This is a genomic window from Geodermatophilus sp. SYSU D00700 (assembly GCF_054050255.1).
The window spans coordinates 77,281-101,622 of the sequence record NZ_JBJGZA010000015.1 but is presented as its reverse complement, the minus strand read 5'-3'; the positions used below and the strand labels follow the sequence as shown (position 1 = coordinate 101,622).

The 24,342-nt window shown below is 75.6% G+C and carries 19 protein-coding genes; 14 read left to right on the top strand and 5 right to left on the bottom strand.

What is annotated here, in order from left to right:
• Positions 1-196 precede the first annotated feature (196 nt).
• From ACI79V_RS13295 to ACI79V_RS13280, 4 genes are read left to right on the top strand one after another with little or no spacing between them, the layout of a single operon-like run.
• A complete protein-coding gene (locus ACI79V_RS13295; RefSeq protein WP_456889955.1) occupies positions 197-901 on the top strand; it encodes a histidine phosphatase family protein in 705 nt (234 codons plus the stop codon).
• 35 nt (positions 902-936) lie between these two features.
• On the top strand, positions 937-1,488 hold the full coding sequence (locus tag ACI79V_RS13290) for a DUF3090 family protein (RefSeq protein WP_456889953.1): 552 nt from the start codon (positions 937-939) through the stop codon (positions 1,486-1,488).
• A gap of 16 nt (positions 1,489-1,504) precedes the next feature.
• Positions 1,505-2,254: an SCO1664 family protein gene (locus ACI79V_RS13285; protein WP_456889951.1), complete on the top strand. Its 750-nt coding sequence runs from the start codon at positions 1,505-1,507 to the stop codon at positions 2,252-2,254.
• A gap of 23 nt (positions 2,255-2,277) precedes the next feature.
• Positions 2,278-2,664: a VOC family protein gene (locus ACI79V_RS13280; protein ID WP_456889950.1), complete on the top strand. Its 387-nt coding sequence runs from the start codon at positions 2,278-2,280 to the stop codon at positions 2,662-2,664.
• Positions 2,665-2,682: 18 nt separating this feature from the next.
• Here the strand turns inward: ACI79V_RS13280 and ACI79V_RS13275 are convergent, their stop codons facing one another.
• Entirely contained in the window at positions 2,683-3,414 is a 732-nt protein-coding gene (locus ACI79V_RS13275; protein ID WP_456889948.1) for a maleylpyruvate isomerase family mycothiol-dependent enzyme, read from the bottom strand.
• Positions 3,415-3,567: 153 nt separating this feature from the next.
• On the opposite strand from ACI79V_RS13275, the gene ACI79V_RS13270 reads away from it, so the two are divergent.
• From ACI79V_RS13270 to ACI79V_RS13250, 5 genes are all read left to right on the top strand, one after another.
• Entirely contained in the window at positions 3,568-5,313 is a 1,746-nt protein-coding gene (locus tag ACI79V_RS13270; protein ID WP_456889947.1) for a glycerol-3-phosphate dehydrogenase/oxidase, read from the top strand.
• 32 nt (positions 5,314-5,345) lie between these two features.
• Entirely contained in the window at positions 5,346-6,860 is a 1,515-nt protein-coding gene (gene glpK / locus ACI79V_RS13265; RefSeq protein WP_456889945.1) for a glycerol kinase GlpK, read from the top strand.
• A 146-nt stretch (positions 6,861-7,006) separates the two neighbouring features.
• Positions 7,007-7,237 (top strand): hypothetical protein, encoded by a 231-nt coding sequence (locus ACI79V_RS13260; protein ID WP_456889943.1) that lies wholly within the window; start codon positions 7,007-7,009, stop codon positions 7,235-7,237.
• Between the two features lie 187 nt (positions 7,238-7,424).
• A complete protein-coding gene (gene mshC / locus ACI79V_RS13255; protein ID WP_456889941.1) occupies positions 7,425-8,690 on the top strand; it encodes a cysteine--1-D-myo-inosityl 2-amino-2-deoxy-alpha-D-glucopyranoside ligase in 1,266 nt (421 codons plus the stop codon).
• The gene (locus tag ACI79V_RS13250) at positions 8,691-9,719 is read left to right on the top strand and encodes an HD domain-containing protein (protein ID WP_456889940.1); all 1,029 of its coding nucleotides are present in this window, start codon (positions 8,691-8,693) and stop codon (positions 9,717-9,719) included.
• A gap of 172 nt (positions 9,720-9,891) precedes the next feature.
• Here the strand turns inward: ACI79V_RS13250 and ACI79V_RS13245 are convergent, their stop codons facing one another.
• Entirely contained in the window at positions 9,892-10,755 is an 864-nt protein-coding gene (locus ACI79V_RS13245) for a PAC2 family protein (protein WP_456873309.1), read from the bottom strand.
• 162 nt (positions 10,756-10,917) lie between these two features.
• On the opposite strand from ACI79V_RS13245, the gene metH reads away from it, so the two are divergent.
• Both metH and ACI79V_RS13235 read left to right on the top strand, forming a co-directional pair.
• Entirely contained in the window at positions 10,918-14,670 is a 3,753-nt protein-coding gene (metH, locus tag ACI79V_RS13240; RefSeq protein ID WP_456889939.1) for a methionine synthase, read from the top strand.
• Between the two features lie 234 nt (positions 14,671-14,904).
• On the top strand, positions 14,905-16,215 hold the full coding sequence (locus ACI79V_RS13235) for a flavin monoamine oxidase family protein (protein ID WP_456889937.1): 1,311 nt from the start codon (positions 14,905-14,907) through the stop codon (positions 16,213-16,215).
• 135 nt (positions 16,216-16,350) lie between these two features.
• On the opposite strand, the gene ACI79V_RS13230 is transcribed toward ACI79V_RS13235, so the two are convergent.
• From ACI79V_RS13230 to ACI79V_RS13220, 3 genes are read right to left on the bottom strand one after another with little or no spacing between them, the layout of a single operon-like run.
• On the bottom strand, positions 16,351-17,547 hold the full coding sequence (locus tag ACI79V_RS13230; protein WP_456889935.1) for an acetate/propionate family kinase: 1,197 nt from the start codon (positions 17,545-17,547) through the stop codon (positions 16,351-16,353).
• The gene (gene pta, locus ACI79V_RS13225) at positions 17,544-19,628 is read right to left on the bottom strand and encodes a phosphate acetyltransferase (protein WP_456889933.1); all 2,085 of its coding nucleotides are present in this window, start codon (positions 19,626-19,628) and stop codon (positions 17,544-17,546) included. Before pta ends, ACI79V_RS13230 begins: the two co-directional genes overlap by 4 nt.
• A gap of 59 nt (positions 19,629-19,687) precedes the next feature.
• Complete coding sequence (locus ACI79V_RS13220) at positions 19,688-21,169, bottom strand: AAA-type ATPase lid domain-containing protein (protein WP_456889932.1); 1,482 nt, start codon at positions 21,167-21,169, stop codon at positions 19,688-19,690.
• A gap of 190 nt (positions 21,170-21,359) precedes the next feature.
• On the opposite strand from ACI79V_RS13220, the gene ACI79V_RS13215 reads away from it, so the two are divergent.
• Genes ACI79V_RS13215 through ACI79V_RS13205 form a run of 3 tightly spaced genes read left to right on the top strand, consistent with a single transcriptional unit; the run spans position 21,360 to position 24,189 of the window.
• Entirely contained in the window at positions 21,360-22,406 is a 1,047-nt protein-coding gene (locus tag ACI79V_RS13215; RefSeq protein WP_456889930.1) for an amidohydrolase family protein, read from the top strand.
• Positions 22,403-23,167, top strand: coding sequence for a metal-sulfur cluster assembly factor (locus ACI79V_RS13210; protein WP_456889928.1), 765 nt, complete (start codon positions 22,403-22,405; stop codon positions 23,165-23,167). Before ACI79V_RS13215 ends, ACI79V_RS13210 begins: the two co-directional genes overlap by 4 nt.
• Positions 23,164-24,189 (top strand): NAD(P)-dependent alcohol dehydrogenase, encoded by a 1,026-nt coding sequence (locus ACI79V_RS13205; RefSeq protein WP_456889926.1) that lies wholly within the window; start codon positions 23,164-23,166, stop codon positions 24,187-24,189. Before ACI79V_RS13210 ends, ACI79V_RS13205 begins: the two co-directional genes overlap by 4 nt.
• The last annotated feature ends 153 nt before the right edge of the window (positions 24,190-24,342 follow it).

Genomic DNA, 24,342 nt, shown 5'->3' with positions numbered 1-24,342 from the left:
CCCCCCCCCCCCCCCCCCCCCCCCCCCCCCCCCCCCCCCCCCCCCCCCCCCCCCCCCCCCCCCCCCACACCCCAAACCCCCCCACCCCCCACCCCCAACCACCCCCCCCCCCCCCCCCCCCCCCCCCCCCCCCCCCCCCCCCCCCCCCCCTGCGGTGAGGGAGGACGCCGGCGCGGGTCCGCCTACGCTCGGCCGCGTGACCACCGTCATCCTCCTGCGGCACGGCCGGACGACGGCGAACGCCGGTGGTGTGCTGGCCGGGTGGAGTCCCGGCGTGGAGCTCGACGAGGCCGGGCAGGCGCAGGCGGCCGCGGTGGGCGCCCGGCTCGCGCCGGTGCCGCTGGCCGCGGTCGTCAGCAGCCCGCTGGAGCGCTGCCGGCAGACCGCCGGGGCCGTGCTCGACGGGCGCGGGCTCGAGCTGAGCACCGACGACCGGCTCGGCGAGGCCCGCTACGGCGACTGGACCGGCCGGCCGCTCAAGGAGCTGGTCAAGGAGCCGCTGTGGAAGGTGGTGCAGCAGCACCCCTCCGCGGCGGTGTTCCCCGGGCCCGAGGGCGAGGGGCTGGCGCAGACCCAGGCCCGCGCGGTCGCCGCCGTCCGCGAGTGGAACGACCGGCTGGGTCCCGACGCGGTCTGGCTGGCCTGCTCCCACGGCGACGTCATCAAGGCCGTGCTCGCCGACGCCCTCGGCCTGCACCTGGACGCCTTCCAGCGGATCGTCGTCGACCCCGCCTCGATCTCGGTGGTCAGCTACACCGAGACCCGCCCCTTCGTGCTGCGGGTCAACGACACCGGGGGTGACGTCGCCGCCCTGGTGCCGCCGAAGAAGCGGCCCCGTCGCCGCCGGGGCAGGGACTCCGACGCCGTCGTCGGCGGCGGCGCCGGCGCGGCCGCGACGTGACGGCGGTCGTCGGACCGCCCGCGTAACCTGGCAGCGTGCCGCGCCAGGTCTTCCGTTTCGAGCGCCCGACCCGGTTCGTCGCCGGGACGGTCGGCCAGCCCGGGGATCGCACCTTCTACCTGCAGGCCTCCGACGACGACGGCCGCGTGGTCAGCGTCGCGCTGGAGAAGTCGCAGGTGCAGGTGCTCGCCGAGCGCATGGACGAGCTGCTCGACGAGATCGCCTCCCGGCCCGGCACGGCCGTCCCCGCCACCGCCGACGTCGACGACCTCGAGCCGCTCACCGCTCCGGTCGACGAGGAGTTCCGCGTCGCGGCGATGGGCCTGGCCTGGGACGGCGAGGCCCAGGCCGTCATCGTCGAGGCCGTGGCGGCCACCGACGAGCCGGTCGACGAGGAGACCATCCTCTCCGACGCCGAGGAGGGCCCCGACGCGCTGCGGGTGACCATCACCCCCGGCGCCGCCCGGTCGTTCGTCGCCCGGGCGCGTCGCGTCGTCGCCGCCGGCCGCCCCTCCTGCCCGCTGTGCTCGCTGCCGCTGGACCCCACCGGGCACGTCTGCCCGCGGCAGAACGGCTACCGCCGCTGAACCGCGGAGCGCGGCGGTGACCGGCGGCCGGCCTGCGCGGGAGCTGCGCGCCCCGGACACCGACGCCGAGGCGCGCACCCTCCTGGTCGAGGGCGAGATCGACCTCGAGGGGCGGATGCTCGACGCGAGCAACGTCACCCTCGTCGGCGCCATCCGCACCGCCGAGCTCGAGGCCGAGTGCGTCTACAAGCCGGTGGCCGGCGAGCGGCCGCTGTGGGACTTCCCCGACGGCACCCTCGCCGGGCGGGAGGTGTCGGCGGCGCTGGTCAGCGAGGCCACCGGCTGGGGCATCGTGCCGCCCACCGTGCTGCGCGAGGGCCCGTTCGGCCCCGGCATGGTGCAGCTGTGGATCGACGGCGACCCCGGCGTCGACCTGGCCGCCTTCGTCCGCTCCGACCACCCGGGGCTGCGCCGCATGGCGGTGTTCGACGCGGTGGTCAACAACGCCGACCGCAAGGGCGGGCACATCATCCCGACGGCGTCGGGTCACGTGTACGGCGTCGACCACGGCATCTGCTTCTCGGCCGACCCGAAGCTGCGCACCCTGCTGTGGCGCTGGGCGGGCAAGCCGCTGCCCCTGGCCGCCCTGGAGGTGCTCGAGCGGCTCGCGGACGACCTGCGCGGCGACCTCGGCGAGACGCTGCACGAGCACCTGACCCGGCGCGAGGTCCGCTGCACCCAGCAGCGGGTGGCCGAGCTGCTGCGCACCAAGCTGCACCCCGAGCCGTCGGGGCAGTGGCCGGCGCTGCCCTGGCCGCCGTTCTGAGCGCTCGGGCAGCATCCGGGGGCATGCCGCACCGCAGCCGCCTCGCGATCCTCCTGCTCGACCTGCCGCCGGACGTGCACGCCGCCGGCCTCGACTTCTGGTCGGCGGCCACCGGCCACCCCGTCGAACCCGACATGACCGACCCGAGCTGGCACTCGCTCGGCTCGTTCGCCGACGGCTTCCACCTCGAGGTGCAGCGCACCGGGGAGGGGACGCCGCCGCGCTGGCACGTCGACGTCGAGACCGACGACATCCCCGCCGAGGTGGCGCGGCTGGAGGCCCTGGGCGCCCGCCGGAAGGCCGACATGGGCTCGTTCTGGCAGATGACCGACCCGGCCGGGCTGGTGTTCTGCGTGGTCGGCATCCAGACCGGCGAGGCCTTCGAGCGGCACGCCGTCACCTGGCCCTGAGCCGGCCCGGGAGCCGGGTCACTCCATGTCGACCAGGCCGATCATCGCGGCCGCCTGCAGGCCGTCGCCGTCGACGGTGAGCACCTCCAGCGGCACCCGCCGCCAGCAGGCCAGCAGCAGGTCGCCCGCGGTGCCGCGCAGCGTGGCCACCGGGCGCGGGCGGGACCCGGCGAACAGCGTGCGCTCCACCCCGGCGTCGATGGCGTGCAGCACGACGGGGTGCGCGCCGGGCGGCGGCCCGTCGGGCAGCGCACCGGGCACGATGACCTCCAGCCACTCGTCGAGGCCGTCGAGCCCGAGGCCGGCGGGGATCGGCCGGACGTCGCCGAGCACCTGCTCGACGTCGGCGGTGTGCACCACCGCCTCGTGGACCTGCCGCCGCAGCACCCAGCCGACGTCCTGCCGGGGCGCCCACGTCCAGACCCGCTCGGCGGGGTCGGCGGCGGCCAGCGCCGTCTCCAGTTCCGCCGCCTGCGCCATCGACCAGCCCAGCAACTCGTCGTCGGGATGGCGCGGCGGCTCGGCGTAGCCCTCCGGCGACGCGGCGCGGGTGCGCACCACCCAGGCCCAGAAGTGCTGGACCTCCCCGAGGTGGCGCACGAGGTCGGCGAGGGTCCAGTCCGGACAGCCGGGGACCGGCGCCCGCCACCCGGAGGCCAGCAGGGCCTCGGCGGCGGCGTCGGCGAAGCGGGCGTCGGTCCGGCTCAGCGCCGGCAGGTACTCCGCGGTGTCCATCGCCTGGGTGGTCATCGCCGTCCCCCTCCTCGTGCCCGCCCCGGCGACGCTAGCGCCGCGGGCCGGTGTCCGTCCCACCACCCGCCGTCGCCGCTGGTGGGGGAGACTCGCGGTGGCCCCGGGCCCGCCCCGGGCCCTGCCGCCGTCCCCAGCCAGGAGTGCCGCCCGGTGTCCACCGCCCTCTCGCCCGAGGTCCGCACGACCGCCCTCACCCGCATGTCCGCCGACGTCCTCGACGTCCTGGTGATCGGCGGCGGGGTCACCGGCGCCGGCGCCGCCCTCGACGCGGCCAGCCGCGGCCTGTCGGTGGGCCTGCTCGAGCAGCGCGACTGGGCCTCGGGCACGTCCAGCCGGGCCAGCAAACTCGTCCACGGCGGGCTGCGCTACCTGGAGATGCTCGACTTCGCCCTGGTCCGCGAGGCGCTGCACGAGCGCGGCCTGCTCGTCGGCCGGCTCGCCCCGCACCTGGTGCACCCGGTGCCGTTCCTCTACCCGCTGCGCCACCGGGTGTGGGAGCGGGCCTACACCGGGGCGGGCATCGCGCTCTACGACGTGCTCGGCGGGCTGCTCGGCCGCGTCGGCGGGCAGGGCGTGCCGCTGCACCGGCACCTGTCGCGGAAGGCGCTGCGCCGGGTCGCACCGTCGCTGCGCGAGGACGCCGCCGTCGGCGCCATCCGCTACTGGGACGCCAAGGTCGACGACGCCCGCCTCGTGCAGGTGCTCGTGCGCACCGCCGTCGGCCACGGCGCGCTGGCCGCGAGCCGCACCCAGGTCGTCGGCTACCTCGAGGAGGGCGGCCGGGTCGCGGGCGTGCGCGCGGTCGACCTGGAGACTGGCCGCGAGCTCACCATCCGCGCGCGGCACGTCGTCGGCGCGACCGGCGTCTGGACCGACCAGACCCAGGAGCTCTTCCGTGCCCAGGGGCTGACCGTGCGGGCGTCGAAGGGCGTGCACATCGCCGTCCCGCGCGACGTCATCGCCGGCGAGGACGGGGTCATCCTGCGCACCGAGAAGAGCGTGCTGTTCATCATCCCGTGGCCCACCCACTGGGTGATCGGCACCACCGACACCCCGTGGGACCTGGCCAAGGACCACCCGGTCGCCTCGGCCGCCGACGTCGACTACCTCCTCGAGCGGGCCAACGACGTGCTCACCCGACCGCTCGGCCGCGACGACGTCCTCGGCGTCTACACCGGCCTGCGGCCGCTGCTGCAGCCGGTGGGCGAGGAGGGGCAGGCGACGACGAAGGTGTCCCGCGAGCACACCGTGGCCACCGTCCGGCCCGGGCTCACGGTGATCGCCGGCGGCAAGTACACGACCTACCGGGTGATGGCCCGCGACGTCGTTGACATGGCGCTGGCCGACCGCGCGCCGGGGGAGGACCCCGACGCGCCGATCCCCGCCTCGCTCACCGAGGAGCTGCCGCTGGCCGGCGCCGACGGCTACCGGGTGCGGTGGAACCGCAAGGCCCACCTCGCCCGCGCGCACGGCTGGACCGAGACCCGCGTGGAGCACCTGCTCGACCGCTACGGCAGCCTGGTCGACGAGCTGCTGGCCCTCGTCGACGCCGACCCCGACCTCGGCCGGCCGCTGGAGGGGGCGCCGGACTACCTGCGCGCCGAGGTGGTCTACGCCGTCACCGCCGAGGGCGCGCTGCACCTCGAGGACGTGCTGACCCGCCGGACCCGGCTGTCCTACGAGCAGGCCGACCGGGGGACGGCGTCGGCCCGGCCGGCCGCCGAGCTCATGGCCGGGCTGCTCGGGTGGGACGACGACCAGCGCGAGCGCGAGGTCGCGACCTACCTGGCGCGGGTGGAGGCCGAGCGGGCCGCCGAGGCGATGCCCGACGACACCTCCGCCGAGCGCGCCCGGCTGCAGGCCCCCGAGATCCGGCCGTTCGCCGCCTCCGCCTGAGACCCCGTCCGACCCGAGCCTGGAGGTCAGCGTTGACCCGGTACGTCGCCGCCATCGACCAGGGGACGACGAGCACCCGCTGCATCGTCTTCGACGCCGCGGGCGCGGTCGTCGCCCGGGCGCAGGAGGAGCACCGGCAGGTGTTCCCCCGCGCCGGGTGGGTCGAGCACGACCCGGTGGAGATCTGGGCCAAGACCCGGGACGTGGTCGGGCTGGCACTGGCCCGCGCCGACGCCGTCGCCGGTGACCTGGCCGCCGTCGGGCTGACCAACCAGCGCGAGACCGCCGTCGTCTGGGACCGCACCACCGGCGAGCCGGTGTACAACGCGATCGTCTGGCAGGACACCCGCACCGACGCGATCTGCCGTGAGCTCGGCGAGCTCGGCGGCGGCGCCGACCGCTACAAGGAGCGGACCGGCCTGCCGCTGGCCACCTACTTCGCCGGGCCGAAGGTCACCTGGATCCTCGACAACGTCGAGGGCGCCCGGGCGCGGGCCGAGCGCGGCGAGCTGCTCATGGGCACCATCGACAGCTGGCTGCTGTGGAACGCCACCGGAGGTCCGGACGGCGGCCTGCACCTCACCGACGTCACCAACGCCTCGCGCACGCTGCTCATGGACCTGGGCACGCTGCAGTGGGACGAGTCGATCGCCGCCGACCTGCGCATCCCGACCTCGATGCTGCCCGAGATCCGCTCCAACTCCGAGGTCTACGGCGAGGGCCGCAAGGGCGGGGCGCTGGCCGGGGTCCCGATCGCCGGCTCGCTCGGCGACCAGCAGGCGGCCACCTTCGGCCAGGTTTGCTTCACGCCGGGCATGGCCAAGAACACCTACGGCACCGGCAACTTCCTGCTGCTCAACACCGGCAAGACCGCGGTCCGCTCGGAGAACGGGCTGCTGACCACCGTCTGCTACATGCTCGGCGACGACGACCCGGTGTACGCGCTGGAGGGGTCGATCGCGGTCACCGGCTCGCTCGTGCAGTGGCTGCGCGACAACCTGCGGCTCATCGGCGGCGCCGGCGAGATCGAGGCGGTCGCCCGCTCGGTGGACGACAACGGCGGTGCCTACTTCGTGCCCGCCTTCTCCGGCCTGTTCGCTCCGCACTGGCGTTCCGACGCCCGCGGTGCGGTGGTCGGGCTGACCCGCTACGTCGACCGCGGCCACCTGGCGCGGGCGGTGCTGGAGTCGACCGCGTACCAGACCCGCGAGGTGGTCGAGGCCATGGACGCCGACAGCGGGGTGGCACTGGCCGAGCTGCGGGTCGACGGCGGGATGGTGGTCAACGAGCTGCTCATGCAGTTCCAGGCCGACATCCTCGGCGTCGACGTCGTCCGGCCCCGGGTCGCCGAGACCACCGCGCTGGGCGCCGCCTACGCCGCGGGCCTGGCCGTCGGCTTCTGGAGCGGCCAGGACGAGCTGACCGCGCAGTGGGCCGAGGGCCGCCGCTGGACGCCACAGATGCCCGTCGACCAGCGCGAGCGCTACTACCGCAAGTGGCAGAAGGCGGTCACCCGCACCCTGGACTGGGTCGACGAGGACGACTGAGGACGGCCGGGCCCGGATTTCCGTCCTCTGCCGTTCCGTTGACGGACAGCGATGGCGCGCCGGGGAACGGTTGCACCCGGCCACCCGGCCCCGTTGTCTGCTGGGACCGGGGCGCCGAGGGGCGGTGCCGTGAGGGGGAGAACGGGATGCCGATCTGGACGGTGCAGACCACCGGGGGCGAGGACGAGCGGGTCGAGGCCGGGCTGCTGGCGACGGAGAGCGGCGCCCTGGTCGCGCTGTCGGACGACGGCCTGCTGACACGGGCGTGGGCACCTGGCCAGTGGCGGGCGGTCCGGCAGGTGACCGACGGGGACACCCGCCCGTCGCGCCGGCCGGCCGAGCAGGACGAGGTCCTGGTCGGGCTGCCCCGCCGCTGACGGGGCCCAGCGCAGCGCGCGACCGGGCGGGTCCGTCGGCCACGTCCTGTGCACGTGGCGTCGTCGCGGCGCCGGCCGGCCCGCGCCGTGTGCACACAGCGCGGGCCGGGATCGCGCGCCGGGGCGCCGTCCCCAGGTGCGGGGCGGGCGGCGGGGAGGCGCCGGACACGCAACTACCCTCGGCGTCGTGCTCGCCTGGCCCGCCCCGCTGCTCCCCACCCTGCCCGGCTCCGGTCCGGTGCTGCGCCTGTTCGACACCGCGCGCGGGGAGGTCGTGCCCACCGAGCCCGGTGCGGTGGCGCGGATGTACGTCTGCGGCATCACCCCCTACGACGCCACCCACCTCGGGCACGCGGCCACCTACCTGGCCTTCGACCTGGTCAACCGGGTGTGGCGGGACGCCGGGCACGCCGTCCACTACGTGCAGAACGTCACCGACATCGACGACCCGCTGCTCGAGCGCGCCGAGCGCGACGGCGAGGACTGGGTCGTGCTCGGCATGCGCGAGACGGCGCTGTTCCGCGAGGACATGACCGCGCTGCGGGTGCTGCCGCCGGAGGACTACGTGGGCGCGGTGGCCGCGATCCCGCGGATCGTCGCGCACGTGGAGACCCTGCTCGACGAGGGCCTGGCCTACGTGATCGGCGACGGCACCGGCGACGTCTACCACGACGTCTCCCAGGCCCCCGGCTTCGGCGCGGAGTCCGGCTACGACGAGACGACGATGCTGGCGCTCTCGGCCGAACGCGGCGGTGACCCCGACCGGCCGGGCAAGCGCAACCGGCTCGACCCGCTGCTGTGGCGCGGCCGCCGCGAGGGCGAGCCCGCCTGGCCCGGCCCCCGCGGCATCGCCGGCCGACCGGGCTGGCACATCGAGTGCGCCACGATCGCGCTGGACACCATCGGCACCGGCTTCGACGTGCAGGGCGGCGGCAGCGACCTGGTCTTCCCGCACCACGAGTACTCCGCCGTCCACGCCGAGGCGCTCACCGCCGCCGAGACGGGGGAGAAGGGCCCGTTCGCCCGGGCCTACGTGCACGCGGCGATGATCGGCCTCGACGGCGAGAAGATGAGCAAGAGCCGCGGCAACCTGGTCTTCGTCTCCAAGCTGCGCGGGGAGGGCGTCGACCCGATGGCGATCCGGCTGGCGCTGCTGTCGGGCCACTACCGCACCGACCGCGCCTGGACGCCGGACCTGCTGTCGGCCGCCCAGGAGCGGCTGGCCACCTGGCGCCGGGCGGCCGCCCTGCCCGCGGGCGCACCGGCCGCGCCGGTGCTCGCCGGGCTCCGCGAGCGCCTCGTCGACGACCTCGACAGCCCCGGCGCGATCGCCGTCGTCGACGCCTGGGCGGCGGCCACGCTGGCCGGGGACGGCGAGGCCGAGGACGGCGCCCCGGCGATGGTGGCCGACGCCGTCGACGCGCTGCTCGGTGTCGCGCTGCAGGAGGGCTGAGTGTCCGGCGGGTTCCGGCTCACCGGCCGCGCGGCCCGCGAGGCGGCGGAGTCCTCGCTCGCCCCCGCCGCGGCCCGCTCGGCGGCCACCCGCGGCCGCGCCGTCGACGAGCCCGAGGACCGGCTGCGCACCGCCTTCGAGCGCGACCGCGACCGGATCCTGCACGCCAAGGCCTTCCGCCGGCTCAAGCACAAGACGCAGGTCTTCCTCAACCCCGACGGCGACCACTTCGTCACCCGGCTCACCCACACCCTGCAGGTCACCCAGGTGGCCCGGGCCATCGCCCGCGCGCTCGGGCTCAACGAGACCCTCGCCGAGGCCATCGCGCTCGGCCACGACGTCGGCCACTCGCCGTTCGGCCACATCGGGGAGGACGCCTTCGACCCCTACGTGCCCGGCGGCTGGCACCACGCGGCGCAGGGCGTGCGGATCGTGGAGGTCCTCGAGCACCTGAACCTGACGTGGGAGGTCCGCGACGGGATCCGCGCGCACAGCTGGAAGATCACGCCGCCGCCGGCGACCCGCGAGGGGGAGTGCGTCCGCTACGCCGACCGGATCGCCTACCTGTCCCACGACGCCCTCGACGCCGTCCGCGCCGGGGTGCTGGTGCCCGGCGACCTGCCCGCGGTGGCGCGCGAGGCCTTCGGCGAGCCGGGCAGCGCCATGGTCGGGGCGATGGTCGACGCCGTCGTCATTGGCTCCCTGGCCGACGGCGGCCGGGTGGTCATGGCGCCCGAGCCGCTGGCCGCGATGCACCGGCTGCGGACGTTCATGTTCGAGCGGGTCTACCTGTCCGAGACCGCCGCCGGGCAGAAGCAGCTGGCCATCGACGTCATCCGCCGGCTGGTCGACCACCACCTGGCCCACCCCGAGCTGATCCCGCCGACCTACCGCGACACCGAGGCCGACCTGGTCACCCAGGTCGTCGACCACGTGTCCGGGATGACCGACCGGTTCGCCCTCGCCACCCACGACCGGCTCTTCGGCGACGACGCCGCGGCGCGGATGGCCCCGCTGCTGCGCCGGTGACCGGAGCGGGGCGGCCTGGCCCCGCACTGCCGGCGTTCCCCGCGGATCGCCGGTGCTGCAGCGCCCGCAGTGCGCGAGGAACGCCCGCAACGCCGCGAACCCGACCGTTATCCCCAACCACCGCGCCGACCGGGCCGGGCGCCGACCACGGCGGGCCGGCGACCGGGACCGGTCAGCTGGGGGAGGAGCCGCGCCGGCGCAGGTAGCGCTCGAACTCCCGGGCGATCTGGTCGCCGTTGGCCTGGGAGAGGTCGCTCTCGGTGGCGCGCTCCTCGAGGGAGCGCACGTACTCGACGACCTCGGCGTCCTCCTGGGCCATCTCGTCGACGGTCCGGACCCAGTCGTCGGCCTGCGCGGGCAGCGCCCCGAGCGGCACCGGCAGCTCGAGCACCTCCTCGACCCGCTGCAGCAGCGCGACGGTGGCCCGCGGGGAGGGCGGCTGGGAGACGTAGTGGGGGACGGCGGCCCAGAAGCTCACCGCGGGCAGGCCCTGCTGCACGCACGCGTCCTGGAAGACGCCGAGGATGCCCGTCGGGCCCTCGTAGCGGGAGGTCTCCAGGCCGTAGGCCCGGGCGGACTCCTGGTCGTAGGCCGAGCCGCTCACCGGCGTGGGCCGGGTGTGCGGGGTGTCGGCGAGCAGCGCGCCCAGCGCGACGACGGTCTGCACGTCGAGCTCCTGGCACAGCTCGATGAGCTCGGCGCAGAAGCCGCGCCAGCGCATGTTGGGCTCGATCCCCCGGATGAGGACGACGTCGCGGTCGCTGCCCGGCGGCCGGGCCACCGAGACCCGCGTCGTCGGCCACTCGATGCGCCGGCTGACGCCCTCGACCAGGGAGACGGTGGGGCGGTTGACCTGGAAGTCGTAGTAGTCCTCGGGGTCGAGCGCGGCGAGGGGGGTGGCGTCCCAGATGAGCTCGAGGTGCTCGAGCGCCCCGGTGGCGGCGTCCCCGGCGTCGTTCCAACCCTCGAAGGCGACCACCGCCACCGGCTGGTTCAGCTGGGGCAGGTCATCGGGAGCGGACTTCGGGTCGATCACCCCTGCGAGCCTACGTCGATCGCGGCGCGCACCCCGCGTGGCGCGGGTGGGAGGATGGCACGGGCCCGCGGCACCGCCTCCGACGACGCAGGGAACACACGCGGCCCAGCGGCTGCTGCCCGAGCAGCAGGACCTGCCGCCTGACCGACCCCGAGGACGCCCGTGACCGACGCCCCGCAGCTCCGTCCCGACGCCACCACGGAGCTCACCGCCCTGCTCGAGCAGCGCATCCTGGTGCTCGACGGCGCGATGGGGACGGCGATCCAGCAGCAGCGGCCGAGCGAGGCCGACTACCGCGGGGAGCGGTTCGCCGACTGGCCGGCCGACCTGCAGGGCAACAACGACCTGCTCGTGCTCACCCGGCCCGAGCTCGTCGCGGGCATCCACCGCGAGTACCTCGAGGCCGGCGCCGACGTCGTCGAGACCAACACCTTCAACGCCAACGCCGTCTCGCTGGCCGACTACGGCATGGCCTCCCTGGCCCGCGAGATCAACGAGGCCGCCGCCCGGCTGGCCCGCCGCGAGGCCGACGCGATGACCGCCCGCACCCCGGAGCGGCCCCGGTACGTCGCCGGCGCCCTCGGGCCGACCACCCGGACGGCGTCGATCTCGCCCGACGTCAACGACCCCGGCGCCCGCAACGTCACCTTCGGCGAGCTCGTCGCGGCCTACCGCGAGCAGGCCGACGGCCTGGTCGACGGCGGCGCCGACCTGCTGCTGGTCGAGACGGTCTTCGACACGCTCAACGCCAAGGCCGCGATCGTCGCCCTGGAGTCGCTGTTCGACGAGCGCGGCCGCCGCTGGCCGGTCGTCGTCTCGGGCACGATCACCGACGCGTCGGGCCGCACCCTGTCCGGGCAGACCACCGAGGCGTTCTGGCACTCGGTGCGGCACGTGCGGCCACTCGCCGTCGGGCTCAACTGCGCGCTGGGCGCCAAGGAGCTGCGCCCCTACGTCGCCGAGCTCGCCCGCGTCGCCGACACCTTCGTCTCCTGCTATCCCAACGCCGGCCTGCCCAACGCCTTCGGCGAGTACGACGAGGCGCCGGAGGAGACCGCCGGCGTGCTGCAGGACTTCGCCGAGGACGGCTTCGTCAACCTCGTCGGCGGCTGCTGCGGCACCACCCCGGCGCACGTCGCCGCCATCGCCGCCGCCGTCGCCGGGCGCGCGCCGCGCACCCCGCCGGCGGCCCGCCCGGCGCTGCGGCTGTCGGGCCTGGAGCCGGTGACCGTCGACGAGGACTCGCTGTTCGTCAACGTCGGGGAGCGCACCAACATCACCGGCTCGGCGCGCTTCCGCCGGCTGGTCCGCGACGGCGACTACGCCGGCGCGCTCGCCGTGGCCCGCCAGCAGGTCGAGGCCGGCGCGCAGGTCATCGACGTCAACATGGACGAGGGCATGATCGACGGCGTCGCGGCGATGACCCGCTTCACCCGGCTGATCGCCGCCGAGCCCGACATCTGCCGCGTGCCGGTGATGGTCGACTCCTCGAAGTGGGAGGTCATCGAGGCCGGCCTGCAGCAGCTGCAGGGGAAGTCGATCGTCAACTCGATCTCGCTGAAGAACGGCGAGGAGGAGTTCGTCCGGCAGGCCGAGCTGTGCCGCCGGTACGGCGCCGCCGTCGTCGTCATGGCCTTCGACGAGGACGGGCAGGCCGACACCCTGGAGCGGCGGCAGCAGATCTGCCGCCGGGCCTACGACGTGCTCGTCGACCGGGTGGGCCTCCCGCCCGAGGACGTCGTCTTCGACCCCAACGTCTTCGCCGTCGCCACCGGCATCGAGGAGCACGCCCGCTACGGGCTGGACTTCATCGAGGCCACCCGCTGGATCAAGGCGAACCTGCCGCACGCGCGGGTCTCCGGCGGGGTGTCGAACGTGTCGTTCTCCTTCCGCGGCAACAACCGCGTCCGGGAGGCCATCCACGCGGTGTTCCTCTTCCACGCCGTCGCCGCCGGCATGGACATGGGGATCGTCAACGCCGGTGCGCTCGAGGTGTACGAGGAGGTCCCGGCGCGGCTGCGCGAGCGCATCGAGGACGTCGTCCTCGCCCGCCGGCCCGACGCCACCGAGCGGCTGCTGGAGATCGCCGGGGAGTACGCCGCCACCGGTGCCGCCGAGGAGGCGGCCACCGAGGAGTGGCGGTCGCTGCCGGTCGCCGAGCGGATCACCCACGCGCTGGTCAAGGGCGTCGACGAGTTCGTCGAGGCCGACACCGAGGAGCTGCGCCTCGAGATCGCCGCCCGCGGCGGCCGGCCGATCGAGGTCATCGAGGGCCCGCTGATGAGCGGGATGAACGTCGTCGGCGACCTGTTCGGCGCCGGCAAGATGTTCCTGCCGCAGGTGGTCAAGTCCGCGCGGGTGATGAAGAAGGCCGTCGCCCACCTGGTGCCGTTCATCGAGGCCGAGCGGCAGCCCGGCGACGCCGAGCGCACCAACGGCCGCGTGGTCATGGCCACCGTCAAGGGCGACGTCCACGACATCGGCAAGAACATCGTCGGCGTCGTCCTGCAGTGCAACAACTACGACGTCGTCGACCTCGGCGTCATGGTCCCGGCGCAGAAGATCCTGGACACCGCCAAGGAGGTCGGCGCCGACGTCATCGGCCTGTCCGGGCTGATCACCCCGTCGCTGGACGAGATGGTCGGCCTGGCCGCCGAGATGGAGCGGCAGGGCTTCGAGGTGCCGCTGCTCATCGGCGGGGCGACGACCTCGCGCGCGCACACCGCGGTCAAGGTCGCGCCGCGCTACCACGGCCCGGTCATCTGGGTGAAGGACGCGTCGCGGTCGGTGCCCGTCGTCGCCGCGCTGCTGTCCGACGAGCAGCGCCCCGGCCTGCTGACCGCCACCGACGCCGAGTACGCGGGGCTGCGCGAGCGGCACGCCGCCCGCACCGACACCCGCACGCTGCTGCCGATCGCCGCCGCCCGTACCGCGGCGCCTGCGCTCGACTGGTCGTCGTACGAGCCGCCGCAGCCGCGCACGGGGACCGGCGTGCAGGTGCTGCGCGACTACCCGCTCGAGGAGCTGCGCGGCTACATCGACTGGCAGCCGTTCTTCACCGCGTGGGAGATGCGCGGCCGGTTCCCGGACCTGCTGCACAACCCGGCCACCGGCGAGGCGGCGAGGCGGCTGTTCGACGACGCGCAGGCGATGCTCGACCGGATCGTCGCCGAGCGCTGGCTGACCGCGAACGGCGTGTTCGGGCTGTTCCCGGCGGCGCGGGTCGACGGCGAGGACGGGCCCGGTGAGGACATCGAGGTCTACACCGACGGGGCCCGCAGCGAGGTACGCGCGGTGCTGCACCAGCTGCGGCAGCAGACCGAGGGCCGCGACGGCGCCCCGCGCACGTCGCTGGCCGACTTCGTCGCACCGCGGGAGAGCGGCCTGGCCGACCACGTCGGCGCCTTCGCCGTCACCGCGGGGCTGGGCGCGGCCGAGCGGGTGGCCGCGTTCAAGGCCGCCCACGACGACTACTCGGCGATCCTGCTCGAGGCGCTGGCCGACCGGCTGGCGGAGGCGTTCGCCGAGCGGCTGCACGAGCGGGTGCGGCGGGAGTTCTGGGGCTACGCGGCCGACGAGCGGCTGGACAACGACGCGCTGATCGCCGAGCGCTACCGCGGCATCCGCCCCGCGCCGGGCTACCCGGCCTGCCCGGAGCACACCGAGAAGCAGACGATCTGGGAGCTGCTCGACGTCGAGGCCGCGATCGGCCTGCGGCTGACCGAGTCGATGGCCATGTGGCCGGGTGCCGCGGTCAGCGGGCTGTACTTCTCCCACCCGGAGGCGCGCTACTTCAACCTGGGCCGGATCGGCCGCGACCAGGTCGAGGACTACGCCCGCCGCAAGGGCTGGACCCTCGCCGAGGCCGAGCGCTGGCTGGCACCCAACCTGGGCTACCGCACCGACGACGACTGAGGGCCCGCCCGTCGGGTGCCGATAGCGCGATAGAGGCACCGCGCCGCCGTTCCTCGCCCGCAGCGACGAGGGGCTCGCCGTCGGGCACGACGCCACCGCGCGGACGCCCGACGACGACGTCGTCCCCGCTCGGCGGAGCGGCCAGGCCCTAGCGTGGCCGCCGCTGCTGCTACCGAGGTGCCCTGGCCCGGGACCGGAGGCGTGCCGCGGGCCCCGGGCGGAGACGAGGCGGTCATGGCCGAGCCCCGCGGGCAGGACGTCGTCGTGGTCGGCGGCGGGCTGGCCGGCCTGACCGCGGCCCGGGAGCTGCGGCACGCCGGCCTGCGGGTCCTGGTGCTCGAGGCCCGGGACCGGCTCGGCGGCCGGACCCGCACCGCGCAACTGGGTGGCCGGGACGTCGAGCTCGGCGGCGCCCAGGTGCACTGGTTCCAGCCGCACGTCTTCGCCGAGCTGACCCGGTACGGCATCCCGTACCGGCCGCTCCCGGTACCCGGGCGGGCCACCTACTGGAGCGGGGGACGGCTGCACGAGGAACCGATGGCCGCGCTCGCCCCCCGGCTGTCCGAGGTGTTCGCCCGGCTGCTCCCCGAGGGCCGCGAGGTCTTCCCCCTGCCGCACCTGCCCCTCGCCGTCCCCGACGCCGTCGCGGCGCTCGACGGCCTGTCCGTGCAGGACCGGCTCGACGCCACCGAGTTGTCGCCCGCCGACCGCGACCTGGCCGCCGCGCTGCTGTCCACCTCGGCGTCGGCGCCGAACTCCGAGGCCGGCCTGCTGACGCTCGTGCGCGAGATCGCGCTGGCCGGCTGGGACCTCTGGCTGTGGATGGACGCGATGGGCGCGTTCGGCATCCGGACGGCGGACCTCGTCACGGCGCTCGCCGACGACGGCGCCCCGGAGGTGCGCACCTCGGCGCCGGTGGCCCGGGTCGAGCAGCACGACGCCACCGTCACCGTGACGACCCGGGACGGCACCGCCGTCCCGGCGTCGGCCGCGGTCGTCGCGCTGCCGATCAACGTGCTGGGGTCCCTGGACTTCCGGCCGGCCCTCGACCGGGCCACGCAGGCGGTCGTGGCGGAGGGGCAGGCCGGCCGCGGGGTCAAGCTGTGGGCGCTGGTCGGCGGGGTGGACGAGCCGGTCCTCGCGCTGGCGCCCGACTCGCGCCCGGTCACCGTGGTGACCAGCTGGGAGCTGCTCGACGACGGCCGGCACCTGCTCTTCGCCCTCGGTCCGGACGCCGCCCGGGTGCCTCCCGGTGACGAGGGGGCGGTGCGCGCGGCGTTCGAGGAGCTGCTGCCGGCCGGGGCGCGGATCGAGGCGGTCACCGCCCACGACTGGTGCACCGACGAGTTCTCCCGCGGCACCTGGGCCACCGCCCGCCCCGGCCGGCTCGCCGCCCTCCCCGCGCTGCAGGCGCCCGAGGGACGGGTCGTCCTGGCCGGTGGGGACCACGCCTCCGGGTGGACCGGCACGATGGACGGCGCGATCGAGTCCGGACTGGTCGCCGCCCGCACCGTCCGCCGGCTCCTCGGGGGCCCGGCCGGCTGACGCCCCGCCCCCCGGCGGCACCGGCGCGCACGGTCGTCAGGACGGCCCGAGGTGCCTTCATCGCGCGAAAGGCACCTGGGGACGGGCGCCCGGGTGCCTATTGCGCGCTGATGGCACTCAAGGGGCGAGGAGCACTCAGGGGGCGAGGAGGTCGACGGCCTGGCGGGCCATCTCCAGCTCCTCGTCGGTGGGCACCACCAGCACCGCGACCGCGCTGTCGTCGGCCGACACCCGGCGCCCGCCGGGGGACCGGTCGGCGTTGCGCTCCTCGTCGAGCCGGACGCCGAGGGGCTCCATCCCGGCCAGCGACCGCGACCGCACCACCGGGTCGTTCTCCCCGATGCCGCCGGTGAAGGCGATCGCGTCGGTGCGGCCCAGCACGGCCAGGTAGGCGCCCACGTACTTGCGCACCCGGTGGCAGAACACGTCGAGGGCGAGCGCGGCGTCGGCGTCGCCGTCGGCGATCCGCCGGTGCACCTCGCGCAGGTCGTTGGTGCCGGCCAGCGCCAGCATGCCGCTGGAGGTGTTCAGCGCCCGGTCGACCTCCTCGGGTCCCAGCCCGGCCACCCGGTGCAGGTGCGCGACGACGGCGGGGTCGACGTCGCCGGAGCGGGTGCCCATGACCAGCCCCTCCAGCGGGGTCATGCCCATCGAGGTGTCCACGCTGCGGCCGCCGGCGACGGCGGTGGCGCTCGCGCCGTTGCCCAGGTGCAGCACCACGGTGTTGACCTGCTCGACCGGCCGCCCGAGCAGTCCGGCGGCGGCGCGGGAGACGAACGCGTGCGAGGTGCCGTGGAACCCGTAGCGCCGCACGCCGTGCTCGCGCGCCCACTGCGGCGGCACCGCGTAGGTGTGCGCCGCGGGCGGCAGGGTGGCGTGGAAGGCGGTGTCGAAGACCGCCACGTGCGGCAGGCCGGGGAAGGTCCGGCGGGCCACCTCGATGCCCACGGCGTTGACCGGGTTGTGCAGCGGCGCGAGGGTGGCCAGCTCCCGGATGGCCCGCAGCACGCCGTCGTCGACCAGCACCGGCGCGGAGAACCGGTCGCCGCCGTGCACCACCCGGTGGGCGACCGCGACCAGCCCAGCGTCGGCCAGCGACGGGCCGCTGCGCTCGAAGGCGGCCAGCGCCGCGGCCAGCGCCTCGCCGTGGTCGGGCAGCGCCTGCTCGACCACCGCCGGCGGCGCACCGGGCCGGGAGTGGCTGAGCCGGCCGGAGGGCTGCCCGACCCGCTCGGCCAGCCCCCAGGCCAGGGCCTCGCCGGCGGCGACGTCGACCAGCCGGTACTTCAGCGACGACGAGCCGCAGTTGACGACGAGCACCCGCCCTCTCACGACTGCGCCCCGCCCCCGGCGGCCGGCCCCTGCGCCTGGATCGCGGTGATCGCCACGGTGTTGACGATGTCCTGCACCGTGGCTCCCCGGGAGAGGTCGTTGACCGGCGCGCGCAGGCCCTGCAGGACCGGGCCCACGGCCACCGCGCCGGCGCTGCGCTGCACGGCCTTGTAGGTGTTGTTGCCGGTGTTGAGGTCGGGGAAGACGAACACCGTGGCCCGCCCGGCCACCGCGCTGCCCGGCAGCTTCGCCTGCGCCACGCCGGCGTCGACCGCGGCGTCGTACTGGATCGGCCCCTCGACCGACAGCTCCGGGGCCCGCTCGCGCACCAGCTCGGTGGCCGTCCGCACCCGGTCGACGTCCTCGCCGCTGCCCGAGGAGCCGGTGGAGTAGGACAGCATCGCCACCCGCGGCTCGACGCCGAAGCGCGCCGCGGTGCCGGCCGAGGTGATCGCGATCTCGGCCAGCTGCTCGGCGCTCGGGTGCACGTTGACCGCGCAGTCGCCGTAGACGAGCACCCGGTCGGCCAGGCACATGAAGAACACGCTGGACACGATCGACACGCCCTCGGTCGTCTTGATCAACTCCAGTGCGGGGCGGATGGTCTGCGCGGTCGTGTGGGTCGCGCCCGACACCATCCCGTCGGCCATCCCCAGGGCCACCAGCAGCGTGCCGGCGTAGGAGACGTCGACGACGAGGTCGCGGGCGGCGTCCATGGTCACGCCGCGGTGCGCCCGCCGCCGGGCGTACTCCAGCGCCAGCCGCTCCCGCAGCTCGCGGTCGCAGGGGTCGAGCAGCCGCGCCGCGCCGAGGTCGACCCCCGCCCGGGTGGCCGCGGCGCGCACCTCGGCGGGGTCCCCGAGCAGGGTCAGGTCGACCACGCCGCGCCGCAGCAGCCGCTCGGCGGCGCGCAGCACCCGCTCGTCGGTGCCCTCCGGCAGCACGACGTGGCGGCGGTCGGCCCGCGCCCGGTCGAGCAGCTCGTGCTCGAACATCAGCGGCGTGGTCACCCGCGGCCGGGCCAGCGCGGTGCGGCCCAGCAGCTCCCCGGCGTCGACGTGCTCCTCGACGAGGGACAGCGCGACGTCGATCTTGCGCTGCGCGCCGGGGCGGATCCGGCCGGGCACCGACCCGGCGAGGGTGGCGGTGACGTAGGTGTCCCGGTCGGTCACCACGACCGGCACGGTGGCCGGCAGGTGCTCGAGCAGTCGCCGCACCGGGGCGGCCGGCTCGATGCCGCCGGTCAGCACCAGCCCGGCCGGGGCGGGCAGCCCGCCGGCGAGGTGCGCGGCGACCACGCCGAGCACGACGTCGGCCCGGTCGCCGGGGGTGATGACCACGACGTCGTCGACCAGCCGCTCGAGCAGGTTGGGGATGGTCATCGCCGCCACCAGCACCCCGGAGGTCTCCCGGCCCAGCGTGCCGTCGTCCCCGGCCAGCGGGCGGGCGTCGCAGGCGCGGGCCACCTCGGCCATCGTCGGCGCGGTGAGCACCGGCGCCTCCGGGAGCACGTAGACCGGCGGGTCCCCGCCGCCGACCCGCGCCCGCACCGCGGCCAGCCGCGCCGGCGGCACCCGGTTGGCGACGGCGGCGACGACCTCGGCCCCGGCCGCGCGCATGGCCTCGCGGCCCACGCCCAGGGCGACGGCGACGTCGTCGGGGTCGCGGTCGCGGCCGGAGACGACGCACAGGACCGGCAGCCCGAGGTTGGCCGCGATCCGGGCGTTGAGCGCCAGCTCCCGCGCGGCGGCGGCCTCGCTGAAGTCCGAGCCGACGACCAGCACCCCGTCGCAGCGCGCGGCCAGCGCCCGGTAGCGGGCGACGATCTCCGACAGCGCGCGGTCCTCGTCGGCGAGCACGTCGGCGTAGGTCACCCCGGCGCACGCGTCCGCGGTCAGGTCCGGGTGCGCGCGGGGGAGGAGCAGGTCGACGACGCCGTCGGAGCCCTCCCGCGCGGAGACCACCGGCCGGAAGACACCGAGCCGCCCCACCCGCCGGGCGAGCAGCTCGAACACCCCGAGGGCGACCGCGGACTTGCCGCTGGCCGGTTCGCAGCCGGTGACGTAGAGCCCGTCCGACACCGCCCCACCTCCTGCCCGCGACCCTAGGTGGCCGGGGCCGGTCCGGCCCGGGGAGCGGGTCAGCCGGAGCGGGGCGGGACGGCGATCCGGTACTGGGCGATCTTGCGGTAGAGGGTGGCCCGGCCGATGCCCAGCTCCTCGGCGACCCGGGTCATCGTGGTCCCCGGCTCGGTCAGGCACCGCACGATCTCGTCGCGCTCGAGCCGCTCCAGCCGCGACAGCGGGCGGCCGCCGCCGTCGAGCACCTCCGGGGCGAGGTGGTGCACGTCGACGACGTCGGCGCGGGTCACCGCCTCGCGGACCACCCGCCGCAGCTGCGCGACGTTGCCCGGCCAGCCGTAGCCGGCCAGTGCCCGGGCGGCGCGCGGGGTGAACGACACCGTGCGGTGGCGCTCCTGGCGCGCCGTCCACCCGGCCAGTGGGAGGACGTCGTCGGCCCGGGCGCGCAGCGGCGGCACCTCCACGACGGCGTCGACCAGGCGGGCCAGCGGGTCGGGCAGCGCGGGGTAGTCCGGCGCGGTGAGCACGAACGGCTGCGGCCGGCCGGAGCGGCGGACCGCGGCCAGCACCCCGGCGAGCTCCCCGGCCGCCCACGCCGGGAGGGTGTGCAGACCGGAGACGATCACGCAGGTGTCGGCGTCGCGGAGCTCGGGGGTCCACAGGTCCAGCCACGGCGCGACGTCCCCGGCCTCCGGCGCCCGGGCGTGCAGCAGCCGCTGGCGGCCGGGCAGCCGGCGGCGGGCGAGCGCGGCCAGCGTCGCCTTGCCCGTCCCCGGCTCCCCGACGACGGCCACCACCCGTGCGGCGGCCACCGCGGCGGCGGCGGCGTCGAGCGCCGACCGCCACGCCGCCGAGACGCAGGGGTCGCCGCCGTCGGGCGCCGGCGACCCGCCGATCACCCGGAACACCTCACCGCGCGGCGCCGGCCGCGGCGCCGGCCGCCCGCCGGTGCGCACCGCCATCAGCGCGCTGGTGGCGCTGGCCGCCGTCTGCGCGAGGCCGAGCAGCAGGTCGGAGGAGGAGTCCGACCAGGTGGTCAGGTTGATGCTGCCGGCGAGCTCCCCGGTGGTGGGCTCGAGCACGGGCGCGGCGGCGCAGGTGTAGCCCCGCAGGTCGGTGCACCAGTGGTCGCCGGCCCGCACCAGCGACGGCGTCCGGTCGGCCAGCGACAGGCCCAGGCCGTTGGTGCCGGCGTTGCGCTCGCTGTAGGAGAACCCGGGCGCCAGGTGCACCCGGTCCAGCGCCCGGTGGATCGAGGCGTCCTCGCCGAGGCGGGCGAGCACGAACCCGTCGGGGTCGGCGACCATCAGGCTCACCGGCTCGTCGGCGATGGTGGCCTGCAGGTCGGTGAGCACCCGGTGGGCGCACTCGTAGAGCAGCGAGCCGGTGTCCGGGGACCCGGTGAACACGGGCACGACCTCGTCGGGCGGGACGCCGTAGCCCTGGCTGCGCCGCCAGGAGGCGCGCACCCGCGGCGCGGCACCGCGGGCGGCCAGCGCCGGGTCGGGCAGCGGGTCGGGGGCGGGGACCGGCTCGTCCACGGGGCCTCCCGGCCGGCTGTCGGACGCATCGGGGCGTGTGACCTGTGCCACGGCAATGTACGCGCCGGCGGCCCGCGGAGGGTGTCTCAGAGTGAGACGGCGCGACCGTGGGCGGCCTGCTCCCCCGGACGTAGCGTCGGCAGCCCAGAGGTGACCCGCCTCACACACCGGAGCCGACGGAGGCCGACGGATGTACACCAAGGACGGCGAGCAGTACTACGTGGTGGACTCGCACATCGCGCTGTGGGACGCCCGTCCCGAGAACCAGCGCAACGTCCACGGCAAGCAGTTCATCGACTGCTTCTACGACTACCACCGCAACCTGTCGCCCGAGTCCGAGGTCTGGGGCTACGAGGAGTACCTCTACCAGGGCGGCGAGCGGCTGATGCGCGACGTCTTCGTCGACGGCATCGTCGACCACGCTGTCTTCCAGCCCGCCCGGCTGGCCGAGTTCTACCACCGCGGTTTCGGCCAGACCGAGGAGGCCTTCGCCCTCGCCCAGGCCCACCCCGACAAGCTGACCTACAACCACTACTGGGACCCGCGTGACGGCGAGAACGGCCTGGACGCGCTGCGCGCCAACGCCGAGCGGATGCACCTGCAGGGCGTGAAGCTCTACACCGCCGACTGGCACGGGGACTCCCGCGGCTGGAAGCTCACCGACCCGATGGCCTACCGCTACTTCGAGGCCTGCCGGGAGCTGGGCATCCGCACCATCCACATCCACAAGGGCCCGACGATCCGCCCGCTCGACCGCGACGCCTTCGACGTGGCCGACGTCGACCACGCCGCCTCGGACTTCACCGACCTCAACTTCGTCGTCGAGCACTGCGGGCTGCCGCGGCTGGAGGACTTCTGCTGGATCGCCACCCAGGAGCCCAACGTGCACGCGGGCCTGGCGGTCGCGATCCCGTTCATCCACACCCGCCCCCGGTACTTCGCGCAGATCATGGGCGAGCTCGTCTACTGGCTCGGCGAGGACCGCATCCTCTTCGCCAGCGACTACGCGCTGTGGACGCCCAAGTGGTTGGTGGAGCGGTTCGTCGACTTCCAGATCCCCGAGGACATGACCGAGTACGCCCCGCTGACCACCGAGGTGAAGAAGAAGGTCCTCGGCCTCAACGCCGCCAAGCTCTACGACCTGCCGGTGCCCGAGCACCTGCGGCTGCCCGACGCCGACGAGACCGCCACCGGCCCGCGCGAGCCGGCCGCCGCCGACCTCGCGGGCGTCCGGTGACCGCCTTCCTCCCCGCGCTGGGCGGAACCGAGGCCCCCGTCACCGAGAGCTCGGTCCGCGCCGCGCTCGGCACCGTCGTCGACCCCGAGCTGGACGAGCCGATCACCGACGTCGGCTTCGTCCGCTCGGTGTCCGTGGACGGGCGCGCCGTCGAGGTGCACCTGCGGCTGCCCACCTCGTTCTGCGCGCCCAACTTCGCCTGGCTGATGGTCTCCGACGCCCACGACGCGGTGTCCGCGCTCCCCGGGGTGGACTCGGTGGTGGTCGAGCTCGACGACCACCACGACTCCGACCTCATCAACCGGGGGCTCGCCGCGGGGCTGGGCTACCGGGGCACCTTCGGCCACGAGGCCGAGGAGTCCCTCGACGAGCTGCGGGCGACCTTCCGGCGCAAGGCGCACACCGCGGCGATGGAGCGGGCGCTGACCGCCCTGCTCCGCACCGACCCGGCGGTGGACGTCCGGGAGGTCACCCTCGGCGACCTCCCGGCCGACGCCGCGGCCGCCCTGCGCCGCCGGCGGGCGGCCCTCGGCCTGCCCCTCGACGACGCCGCCCCGGTGCTGCTCCACGACGACGGCACCCGCCCCGACCCCGCCCGCGCCGAGCCGGTGCTGCGCCGGGCCCGCTCCGTGCGGATCTCGGTCGACGGCAACGCGCACTTCTGCCGCGGGCTGCTCACCACCCGCTACCCCGGGTCGGAGGCCGACCAGACCCCCCGACCCGACGACCGTCCGCTCATCCCCCTGGAGGTGCGCTCGTGAAGGCCGTCCGCGTGCACGAGTACCACGCCGACCCGCGGATCGACGAGATCCCCGAACCGCGTCTGCAGGGGCCCCTCGACGTCATCGTCAAGATCGGCGGCGCCGGGGTCTGCCGGACCGACCTGCACATCCTCGAGGGCCAGTGGGCCGAGCTGCAGAACCCGGACCTGCCCTACGTGATCGGCCACGAGAACGCCGGGTGGGTGCACCGGGTGGGGGAGGGGGTCACCAACGTCGCCGTCGGGGACACCGTGATCCTGCACCCCCAGCCCAGCTGCGGGCTGTGCATGCCGTGCCGCGCCGGCCGGGACATGCAGTGCGAAAACGCCTTCTTCCCCGGCCTGTCGAACGACGACGGCGGGATGGCCGAGTACCTGCGCACCACCGCCCGCGCCTGCGTGAAGCTCGACCCCTCCACCAACCCCGCCGACGTCGCCGCGCTCGCCGACGCCGGCATCACCGCCTACCACGCGGTGCGCAAGGCCCTGCCGCTGCTCCACCCGGGCACGACGGCGGTGGTGATCGGCGCCGGCGGCCTCGGGCACATCGGCGTGCAGTGCCTGGCCGCGCTCTCGGCGACCCGGGTGGTCGTCGTCGACCGCAACCCCGACGCCCTGGACCTCGCCCGGCGGATCGGCGCGGACGAGACCGTGGTCGCCGACGGCGACCAGGTGCGGGCCGTCCAGGAGCTGACCGGCGGGGGCGCCGACGTCGTCTTCGACTTCGTCGCCGAGCAGGGTGCGGAGATGGACGGCTGGCGCATGACCCGCCCGGCCGGCTCGTACTACGTCATCGGGTACGGCGGCGAGCTGCGGATCCCGACGCTGGACTTCGTCGCCGGGGAGAAGAACGTCGTCGGCAACATCGTCGGCACCTACACCGACCTGGCCGAGCTGATGGTGCTCGCACAGGCCGGGAAGGTCACCCTGCACACCCAGCAGTACCCGCTCGACCGGGCCGTGGACGCGCTCCGCGACCTCGACGCCGGGAAGGTCCGGGGGCGCGCGATCCTCGTGCCCTGACGCCGTGGCGCCCCCGGCCGGCCCTCGCACCGGCCGGGGCCGCTGCGCCCAGGGCGTGTCTGACGGACCTCCAGCCTCGGTCGCACCGCCCAGGCGGCGCTCCGCTGCGTTCGAGGGGCCGCCGGATACAACCCCGGTATCCGGCGGCCCCTC